General features: G+C 47.1%; 9 protein-coding genes and 1 riboswitch. All 9 genes read left to right on the top strand.

Annotated features, from left to right (window positions below; translation table 11 throughout):
• The first annotated feature begins 80 nt into the window (after nucleotides 1-80).
• A riboswitch (purine riboswitch) is annotated at nucleotides 81-183 on the top strand.
• Nucleotides 184-249: 66 nt separating this feature from the next.
• The 9 genes from purE (at nucleotide 250) to purH (ending at nucleotide 9,207) form a co-directional block, all read left to right on the top strand.
• Entirely contained in the window at nucleotides 250-717 is a 468-nt protein-coding gene (gene purE / locus FWJ32_RS04555) for a 5-(carboxyamino)imidazole ribonucleotide mutase (RefSeq protein ID WP_149544793.1), read from the top strand.
• 105 nt (nucleotides 718-822) lie between these two features.
• On the top strand, nucleotides 823-1,530 hold the full coding sequence (gene purC, locus FWJ32_RS04550) for a phosphoribosylaminoimidazolesuccinocarboxamide synthase (protein ID WP_149544792.1): 708 nt from the start codon (nucleotides 823-825) through the stop codon (nucleotides 1,528-1,530).
• Nucleotides 1,527-1,775, top strand: coding sequence for a phosphoribosylformylglycinamidine synthase subunit PurS (gene purS / locus FWJ32_RS04545; protein ID WP_149544791.1), 249 nt, complete (start codon nucleotides 1,527-1,529; stop codon nucleotides 1,773-1,775). Before purC ends, purS begins: the two co-directional genes overlap by 4 nt.
• Nucleotides 1,772-2,437 carry a phosphoribosylformylglycinamidine synthase subunit PurQ gene (purQ, locus tag FWJ32_RS04540; RefSeq protein ID WP_149544790.1) on the top strand — a complete coding sequence of 222 codons (666 nt, stop codon included), beginning with the start codon at nucleotides 1,772-1,774 and terminating at the stop codon, nucleotides 2,435-2,437. The genes purS and purQ overlap by 4 nt, the downstream gene beginning before the upstream one ends.
• Nucleotides 2,434-4,587, top strand: coding sequence for a phosphoribosylformylglycinamidine synthase subunit PurL (gene purL / locus FWJ32_RS04535; protein WP_149544789.1), 2,154 nt, complete (start codon nucleotides 2,434-2,436; stop codon nucleotides 4,585-4,587). Before purQ ends, purL begins: the two co-directional genes overlap by 4 nt.
• Nucleotides 4,581-5,984 carry an amidophosphoribosyltransferase gene (purF, locus tag FWJ32_RS04530; protein WP_149544788.1) on the top strand — a complete coding sequence of 468 codons (1,404 nt, stop codon included), beginning with the start codon at nucleotides 4,581-4,583 and terminating at the stop codon, nucleotides 5,982-5,984. The genes purL and purF overlap by 7 nt, the downstream gene beginning before the upstream one ends.
• Before the next feature lie 69 nt (nucleotides 5,985-6,053).
• Nucleotides 6,054-7,067 (top strand): phosphoribosylformylglycinamidine cyclo-ligase, encoded by a 1,014-nt coding sequence (gene purM, locus FWJ32_RS04525; protein WP_149544787.1) that lies wholly within the window; start codon nucleotides 6,054-6,056, stop codon nucleotides 7,065-7,067.
• Nucleotides 7,064-7,690: a phosphoribosylglycinamide formyltransferase gene (purN, locus tag FWJ32_RS04520; protein ID WP_149544786.1), complete on the top strand. Its 627-nt coding sequence runs from the start codon at nucleotides 7,064-7,066 to the stop codon at nucleotides 7,688-7,690. The genes purM and purN overlap by 4 nt, the downstream gene beginning before the upstream one ends.
• The gene (purH, locus tag FWJ32_RS04515) at nucleotides 7,687-9,207 is read left to right on the top strand and encodes a bifunctional phosphoribosylaminoimidazolecarboxamide formyltransferase/IMP cyclohydrolase (protein WP_149544785.1); all 1,521 of its coding nucleotides are present in this window, start codon (nucleotides 7,687-7,689) and stop codon (nucleotides 9,205-9,207) included. Before purN ends, purH begins: the two co-directional genes overlap by 4 nt.
• Nucleotides 9,208-9,212: the final 5 nt, after the last annotated feature.

Below are 9,212 nucleotides of genomic sequence, written 5' to 3'. Positions count from 1 at the left end.
AAATACGAACGTTATATGATGCATGAATAAAATTATTCGTATAATCTCTTGACAGTGAGATATTCATCTGTTAATATATAGATATCTCAATTCAATGCACTCATATAACCCTGATAATATGGTTCAGGGGTCTCTACCGGGAAGCCGTAAACTTCCCTGGCTATGGGTGTAACACTTTAAAGAGCCTGTGAGAATATAGGCCCTTGGGGGTGTTATACGCCCTTAAGGGCTATTTTTGTTGGAGGAGGAATGTTCGTGTTTAAGAAGATTGCCTTTATTGTTGGGAGCAGGTCAGACCTGCCGAAAATAGATGGAGGCCTTAAGATTTTGGAGAAAATGGGTATTTCCTGCGATGTAAAGGTATTATCTGCCCACAGGACTCCGGAAGAGGTAAGGGATTTTGCAATAGCTTCCGAAGGGGAATATGACTGTATTATTGCGGCAGCGGGCAAGGCTGCTCATTTAGCCGGTGTAATAGCATCCCATACGACCATACCAGTTATAGGTGTACCTATAAAGTCTGTACCCTTAGACGGTATGGTTTCTTTATTATCTATAGTGGAGATGCCGAAGGGGGTGCCTGTTGCTACGGTAGGTATAGACAATGCGGAGAATGCAGCCTTGCTGGCGGCTGAGATTATTGCACTGGGTAACAGCGAGGTGGGAGAAGCACTGAAGAGGTACAGGGAAGAGATGAGGAAAAAGGTGCTGTCATAGTTGTGATTTTGGACTCTATTCTGATGTCAAAGAAAGCGGTATTGGATGGGTTTGATTTGACTGTGGAGATAAAAAGGCGCAAATATCTGATAAGGAGGAGGAAAAATGGAGCTGTTATATGAAGGAAAGGCCAAAAAGGTCTATTCAACCGACAATCCTGATGAGCTTATGGTGGAGTATAAGGATGATGCCACTGCCTTTAATGGTGTGAAGAGGGGCACTATAGTGTCCAAGGGCATAGTGAACAACAAGGTATCGGCCCACTTTTTTAAGTTGTTAGAGGAAAATGGAGTGGCTACACACTTTATAAGGCTGCTCTCGGGGAGGGAAATGCTTGTAAAAAGAGTGGAGATAGTACCGGTAGAGGTAATAGTGAGGAACTATTCCGCAGGAAGTATAGCAAAGAGGCTGGGGCTTGATGAAGGGATAAAGTTTCCATTTCCCGTTATAGAGTATTCATACAAGAGCGATGAGCTTGGTGATCCCATGATAAATGACGACCACATAAGGGCTCTGGGCCTGGCCACTGATGCGGAAATGGCTGCAATAAGAGGTATGGCTTTAAAAGTGAACGAGGTGCTCTCAAACTACCTTCTGCATAAGGATATCATACTGGCCGACTTCAAGCTGGAGTTTGGAAGGTATCATGGGGAAGTAATTCTGGCTGATGAGATTTCTCCCGATACATGCAGGTTCTGGGATAAGAACACCATGGAAAAACTTGACAAGGACAGGTTCAGAAGGGATCTGGGCGGTGTTGAAGAGGCTTACAATGAGATATTAAAGAGGCTTACAGGGGAGAGTGTGCTATGATAAAGGCTAATATAAGGATAAGTCTGAAGAAGGGGGTCTTGGACCCCCAGGGCCAGGCCGTTAAGAATTCACTTAAAGGTCTTGGCTATGATGTGGAGGATGTAAGGATAGGAAAACATATCGAGGTCAGTATAGGCGGTGATGACATTGACAGGGCCAACGATACGGTGAGGGCAATATGTGAAAAGCTCCTGGTAAATCCTGTCATAGAAGAGTACTCCTACGACATGGAGGTGTCAAGATGAAAGCTGGAGTGGTGGTCTTCCCCGGGTCTAACTGCGACAGCGACTGCTTTCATGTACTAAATGACGTTGCAGGTATTGACACGGTCTATATATGGCACAAGGAAGAGAGACTGCCTGATGTAGATCTCCTGGTCCTTCCAGGGGGCTTTTCGTACGGGGACTATCTGAGGCCTGGGGCTATGGCTGCTCTGTCACCCATAATGAAGGATGTCAGGAGGTTTGCAGACGATGGTGGGTTACTTGTAGGAATATGCAATGGGTTTCAGGTTCTCTGTGAGGCTGGGCTTTTGCCTGGTGTGCTTTTAAGAAATACCAGTATGAAGTTTATATGCCGATGGGTTGATGTGACGGTGGAGCAGGAAACCGTATTTACAAGGGGGCTCAAGGGGAAAGTGTTACGGATGCCCATAGCCCACGCAGAGGGCAATTATTATGCAGATAGTGATACCCTTAAGAGCCTTTATGAGAATAATCAAATCGTATTTAAGTATACAGAGGATGTCAATGGTTCTATGGACCGTATAGCCGGCATAATAAACAGGAAAGGTAATGTCCTTGGTATGATGCCTCATCCTGAGAGATGCTCTGAGGAGATACTGGGTGCAACCGATGGACTTTATATATTTATGTCAGCCTTAAATTCGCTGGGGGTGAGGATATGAACCTGATGGGCCTTACTCGGAAAGAGTATGATCTCATAGTTGAGCAGATAGGAAGAGAGCCCAATGAGACGGAGCTTGCCCTGTACTCGGTTATGTGGTCAGAACACTGCGCATATAAATATTCAAAAAAGATGCTAAAGTTGCTCCCGACAAAAGGGGAAAGGGTGATACAGGGGCCCGGGGAGAATGCCGGGATACTGGATATTGGAGATGGCCAGGCCATTGTCATGAAGGTGGAAAGCCATAACCACCCGTCTGCTGTTATGCCTTATGAGGGGGCAGCTACAGGTGTGGGTGGAATATTGAGGGATATATTTGCTATGGGGGCCAGGCCGATAGCTGTCTTAGACTCTTTGAGGTTTGGATACCCAGATGACGAGCACACAGTGCGCCTCATCTCCAATATTATCAAAGGTATTGGTGATTACGGCAACTGTGTGGGTATACCGACAGTGGGTGGAGAGACTTCTTTTAATAATTCATTTAAAGGTAATCCTTTGGTAAATGCCATGTGCGTAGGCATAATAGACCAGAAGGATATCAAAAAAGGTGCGGCAAAAGGCAGGGGCAACCTGGTAATGCTGGTTGGTTCAACTACCGGCAGGGATGGTATAGGTGGTGCAAGTTTTGCCTCGGAGGAACTGGAAAGGGAAAATGAGGAAAAGAGGTCAGCAGTACAGGTGCCAGACCCATTTATGGAAAAGCTGCTTTTGGAGGCATGTCTCGAGCTTTTGAAGCATGACGCCATAGTAGGAATGCAGGACATGGGAGCGGCAGGTATAGTATCCTCTTCATCTGAAATGGCAGCGCGCGGCAACTGCGGCATGATACTGAATTTGGACAGGGTGCCTCTGAGAGAGGATGGGATGTCGGCTGCAGAGATACTTATCTCCGAGTCCCAGGAGAGGATGCTCATAATAGTAGAGCCTGAAAAGAGAGATATTGTAGAGGGGATATTTGCAAAGTGGGGACTTGTGTCCAGCGTCATAGGTGAGGTAACGGACGATGGGATGTATACAGTGATGTACAAGGGAGAGACAGTGGTAAGTCTACCTGTAAAAAGCCTGGCCGACGGAGCCCCCGTGTATTACAGAGAGGTAAAAAGGCCTGCCTATGTAGATGAAGTTCAAAATGTAGAGGTTGCGCATACAGAAAACATAAGAGAGGTCTGTGAAAAGGTCCTCTCTAACCTTAACATTTCAGACAAGAACTGGGTGTACGAACAGTATGACCACATGGTGAGGACTGATACGGTAATACCTCCAGGATGCGATGCTGCCCTGCTCAGGGTAAAGGGCAGCAGAAAGGGGATAGCCTTGAGTATAGACTGCAACTCCCTTATGTGTTACATTGACCCCAGGGAAGGGGCTAAAAGGGCTGTGGCTGAGGCTGCCAGGAACATCTCCTGCGTTGGCGCAACACCGATAGGGATAACGGATGGACTCAATTTTGGCAACCCGGAGAAGGACGAGGCATACTGGCAGTTTAAAGAGGCCGTAGGAGGAATAGTTGAGGCCTGCAACATCCTCGGCATACCTGTGATAAGCGGTAATGTAAGCTTTTATAATGAGACTGAAGGCGTATCAGTGTATCCCACTCCTCTTATTGGTATGGCCGGCCTTATAGAGGACATTAATAAGCGAATGGATGCAGCATTTAAGGATGAGGGAGACATTGTGGTTCTTCTTGGTAGAAACGAGCCCGAGCTGGGTGGCAGTGAATTTATGCATAGTGTTATGGGCATAGATGGTGGTGCCCTCTATCCTATAGACCTTAGACTGGAAAAAAGGACTCAGAAGTTCCTGAGGGACCTTATAGCATGCGGCATCATAAATGCAGCCCACGATGTATCTGACGGTGGACTTTTTGTGACACTGGTGGAGATGGCTCTTTTGGGCAATCGTGGTGCCGATATTGTCTTGCCTGAAGGTGACAGGGTGGTACAGCTCTTCTCAGAGTATCCGGGAAGGATTGTAGTAACTGTTAAAGAAAACATGCTGTGTACGCTCATTACCATGGCTGAAGACAGAGAGATTGAGACGGCCGTACTGGGAAGGGTAGGAGGCTGTGCACTGAGGTTTACCGGCATTGACCTGGCTTTTTCATTGGAGAGACTGAGAAACTTAAAGAGGGGTAATCCACCATGCTGAAAGAGGCCTGTGGGGTTTTTGGTATAGCAGGGACACCGGATGCGTCAAGGCTTACCTATTATGCATTAAATGCCCTCCAGCACAGGGGACAGGAGAGTGCCGGTATTGCTGTGTCTGATGGTGAGACAATAGGGTTTTATAAGGATGAAGGCCTGGCCTCAGAGGTGTTTAAGGGCGGTGTTATTGATACACTGAAAGGTACCATGGCCATAGGACATGTCAGGTATTCCACCGCAGGAGGAAGCGGTGTGATAAATGCCCAGCCTTTGGTGGTAAGGTACAGGGAGGGTTATATGGGCCTGGCCCATAATGGCAATCTGGTAAACAGTGAAGAGATAAAGGATTATCTGGAAGACAACGGGAGTATACTCCAGACAACAACGGACAGTGAGCTTTTCCTGCATTTGCTGGCGAGGTATCATGATGACGGTTTGGTAGGCGCTATAATGAGGTGCATGGGTGAGGTAAAGGGCTCATATTCCATAACCCTTTTAACTCAGGACAGGCTCATAGGTTTCAGGGACCCGTGGGGCTTAAGGCCGCTGTCTCTGGGTAGGCTTGGGGATAGTCTTTGTATTGTGTCGGAAACTGTGGCCTTTGACATCATCGGGGCAGAGTATATAAGGGATATAGAACCCGGAGAGATAGTGGTAATAGAAAACGGGGATATAAAGAGCTACAGGTATATGGAGTCAAGCAATAATCTCTGCATCTTTGAATATATATACTTTGCCAGGCCTGACTCAGTGCTTGGAGGCCTCAATGTTTATGAGGCCAGGAAAGAACTTGGCAGGACACTGGCCAAAGAGTGTCCTGCCGATGCTGATATGGTGATAGGTGTGCCCGATTCCGGGACCTTTGCTGCTATCGGTTTTGCAGAGGTGAGCGGCATACCATTGGGCGAGGGCCTTATAAAGAGCAGATATGCTGGGAGGACATTCATTGAGCCGGAGCAAAAGCTCCGTGAGATTGGTGTAAGGCTGAAACTCAACGTCTTAAAAGAAAGGATAAGGGGCAAGAGGCTTGTGGTAGTGGATGACTCCATAGTCAGGGGAAATACCAGCAGGAGACTTGTTAAAATGATCAGAGACGCCGGCGCAAAAGAGGTGCATATGAGGGTGGCGGCGCCGCCTGTGATTTCTCCATGCTATTTTGGTATAGATATACCTACGAAGGAGGAGCTTGTGGCCTCTTACAGCACAGTGGATGAGATAAAACAGACGATAGGTGTGGACAGCCTTGGCTATCTTTCTGTGAACGGCATGATAAGGTCATTGAAGGGTCATGGTTACTGTACAGGATGCTTCACAGGTAAATACCCTATGGAGATCCCGGAGGTGGCCAGGCCTACCTACATTAAGAGGCCGCCGCTTAGGATGAATGGTTTACATGTATGATTTGGGTGCAAGAGGGCGTTTTACTCTACCTACTTTGTGCAGTGAAATCATATATGAGGAGGTAAAGAATTGGACTACAGAAAAGCGGGAGTAAATATAGATGAGGGCAACAGGCTTGTTGAAATGATAAAGCCTGTGGCTAAAGAGACGTATATACCTGGCGTCATGGCAGGCGTGGGAGGATTTGCAGGCCTCTTTGAACTCTCAAATATGAAGGAGCCTGTGCTTGTATCAGGCACAGATGGGGTAGGGACAAAGCTGAAGGTAGCCTTTATGGCAGACAGGTATGACACCATAGGCATAGACCTGGTGGCCATGTGTGTAAATGACGTGGTGTGCTCTGGGGCCAGGCCGGTTTTCTTTTTAGACTATTTTGCCACATCAAAATTGGACGCAGCAAAGGCTGCTGCGGTAATAAGAGGTATAGCAGATGGATGCAAGATGGCAGGATGTGCCCTTCTGGGTGGTGAGACAGCAGAACTTCCCGACTTTTACTCCGGCGACGAGTTCGATCTGGCCGGTTTTGCTGTGGGGGTGGTAGAGAAGAACAGGATTATCACAGGGAGAGGGATTAAGGAGGGGGATATAATTATAGGACTTCCATCATCGGGGCTTCACAGCAACGGATTTTCCCTTGCCCGTAAGGTGTTGTTTGAAAAGATGGGATGCCATGTGGACTCGTATATAGGCAGCCTGGGTACCACGCTGGGCGAAGAACTCTTAAAGCCAACCAGGATATACGTAAGGGATGTGCTGGAGCTCATTGAAGAGGTTGAGATAAAGGGGGTTGCACATATCACAGGTGGAGGGTTTTATGACAACATACCAAGGATATTGCCCGATGGGCTTGGCGCAATAATAAGGAAGGGTACATGGCCTGTCCAACCCATCTTCTATTTCATAGGTGATGCTGGTGAGATTGAGGAAAGAGAGATGTTCAGGACATTTAATATGGGTATAGGACTCATACTTATTACCTCTCCAGAAAGTGCTGACAAGGTCCTGACAGTGCTTGATAACATGAGGAAAAAGGCGTATATTATAGGAAATATTGTAAGAAGAGAGGGAGTTGAGATAGTATGAGTTTCAGGATAGCGGTATTGGCATCAGGCAACGGTACCGACTTTCAATCCATTATAGACGGGGTAAAGTCCGGCTATATAGATGGAGAGGTAGTTGCATTGATAGTAGACAGGGAATGCGGCGCCCTGGAGAGAGCGAGAAAAAACGCAATAAGGGGCATACTTCTTGACAAAAAAGAATTAAACGAGAGGTTCTTTCCGGTACTCAAGAGTGAGATTGCCTCTCTTCATCCAGACCTGGTTGTACTTGCCGGATTTTTGACAATACTTCCTGGATGGATAGTGGATGAATTCCACGGCAGGATTATAAATATCCATCCATCGTTAATACCTGCATTCTGCGGCAAAGGGTTGTATGGGGACAGGGTCCATGAGGCGGTATTAAAGTCAGGTGCCAGATACACCGGGTGCACGGTCCACTTTGTGACAAGAGGCGTAGATGCTGGCCCGATAATAGAGCAGAGGGTGGTGGAGGTGAAGGACGGTGACACTGTAGAGACACTTAAGGCAAGGGTCCTTGAGGAGGAACATAAACTCCTGCCTTATGTGGTAAGGCTGTTTTCTAAAAACAGGATTCATCTGGACGACAGCCATGTGATAATAGAAAAGGAGGAAACACATTGAGGGCATTAATAAGTGTGTATGACAAGACAGGAATTGAGAAACTGGCTAAAGAACTGGTGGACCTTGGATTTGTAATAGTTTCTACCGGTGGCACGGCCAGGTATTTAGCTGAAAATGGCATAGGCGTGATGGATGTATCTGAGGTCACAGGTTTTCCAGAGATTATGGATGGCAGGGTAAAGACGCTGCACCCGAAGGTCCATGGGGGTATACTGGCCAGGCGGGAAAATGAGGACGACATGAGGACATTGGAGAACCTGTCCATCAAGCCTGTAGATATGGTTGTTGTAAACCTGTATCCATTTAAAGAGACTGTTTCAAAGGGGAATGTTGCCATCGAGGAGGCCGTAGAAAATATAGATATAGGTGGCCCGTCTATGATCAGGGCTGCTGCCAAGAACTTCAAGGACGTCATAGTCCTTACAGACCCGACGGATTATAATTGGGTAACTGATGATATAAAAAAAGGGGGCATCTCTCTGGAAAAAAGGATGTACCTTGCCAGAAAGGCCTTTGCCCTTACAGCCTATTATGACAGCCTGATTGCTGACTATTTTAGAGGTCTGACCGGTGAAAAGTATACGGAAAGGCTAACTTTAGCCTACGACCTGAAACAGAATTTAAGATACGGCGAAAACCCGCATCAGACTGCGGCTTTCTATGAGAAACCAATCAAGACAGGGGCAAGCATAACATCGTCGGAAATTCTCTGGGGCAAGGAACTATCATATAACAATATCGGTGATGCAGAAGCGGCCATGAAGGCTGTCATGGAGTTTGATGAGCCTGCCTGTGTTGCCTTAAAGCACCAGAACCCATGCGGAGCAGGGATAGGAGTTGACCTTATGGAGGCGTACACGAAGGCCTATGAGGCAGACCCAGTCTCCATATTTGGCGGCATTGTGGCCTTTAACAGGACTGTTACTCTGGATGTGGCTGAGAAGCTGGGAGAGCTTTTCCTCGAGGTGGTAATAGCACCAGACTATGAGGATGAAGCCTTGAAAAAGTTAAAAGAGAAAAAGAACCTCAGGATAATAAAGACAGAAACAATGGTTGACAGGGGTGACAGCATAGAGTTCAAAAGTGTCAGGGATGGACTTTTAATACAGGATGAGGATAACGGGCTTTACAGTAATATACAGGTGGTCACAAAGGCTTCGCCTACCGATGAGGAGTTAAAAGACCTTCTCTTTGCATGGAAGGTGGTAAAACATATAAAATCCAACGGCATAGTTCTGGCAAAGGGTGGACAGACCACGGGGATAGGGCCTGGCCAGGTTAGCCGAATATGGGCTGCGGAAAATGCCATAAGACAGGCAGGTGACAGGGCAAAGGGTTCAGTAATGGCATCCGATGCATTCTTTCCGTTTTCTGATGTCGTGGAAGAGGCTGCAAAGGCCGGCATAAAAGCCATCATACAGCCGGGAGGGTCTATAAGGGATGAAAGCTCTATAGATGCATGCGATAGGTATGGTATATCCATGGTCTTTACAGGCATGAGGCACTTTAAACATTGAGGTGG

This window comes from Calorimonas adulescens (genome assembly GCF_008274215.1).
GTDB lineage: Bacteria > Bacillota > Thermoanaerobacteria > Thermoanaerobacterales > UBA4877 > Calorimonas > Calorimonas adulescens.
The sequence above is the reverse complement of the archived record's forward strand: the minus strand, read 5'-3'. Positions and strand labels throughout refer to the sequence as shown.